The sequence below is a fragment of the Micromonospora sp. AMSO12t genome, from assembly GCF_008806585.1.
Lineage (GTDB): Bacteria > Actinomycetota > Actinomycetes > Mycobacteriales > Micromonosporaceae > Micromonospora > Micromonospora reichwaldensis.
Map to the genome: position 1 here is coordinate 1 of NZ_WAAS01000575.1, position 579 is coordinate 579.

Sequence of the window (579 nt, forward strand, 5' to 3'; positions counted from 1 at the left end):
CGGTCGACTACCGGTTCCCGTTCGCGTACCGCCCGGTGGACGGGGCGGACGGCGTGGTCGAGCTGACCCTCGGCGCGGCGATGGACTTCCTCACCCGCAAGGACTACACCGACAACTGGCTGTCGGAGACCCAGGAACAGTTCTGCGGCCTGGAGTACGCCGACTGGAAGTCGTTGCTCACCGACGTCGGGTTCGAGATCGACCCAGCGAGCGCGACGTCCCGCAACGACTGGATCGTCACCAACCGCCTCGCCCCGGTGGCCGCCCTCAGCACCCCGGCCGGCGAACCGCTGGACTGGCCCGTCACCCACGTGCGCCTGATCGCCCGCCGCCCGGTCAACACCTGACGGCCCCGGCCCGAAGGCCCCCGCCGTCGCAGCACGGGCGCGGGGGAGGACGCCGGCGACTCCTTCGTCTATCTTGTCTCCGCAGTTGTATCGATGCCGATGAGATCGTGAGGCATGGCGTGACCAAGGAGACAGCGGGTAGGCGGCTGCGGGCGCTGACGGTGGCCGCGGCGGTCCTGTGCGGACTTGTGCTCGTGCCGGCGCAGCCGGCGGCCGCGCAGACCGGGGCCAT

At 71.0% G+C, this 579-nt stretch carries 1 pseudogene; it reads left to right on the forward strand.

From position 1 onward, the window contains the following. Positions 1–347, forward strand: a pseudogene (locus tag F6X68_RS33025) (class I SAM-dependent methyltransferase); the annotation flags it as partial. Between the last annotated feature and the right edge of the window lie 232 nt (positions 348–579).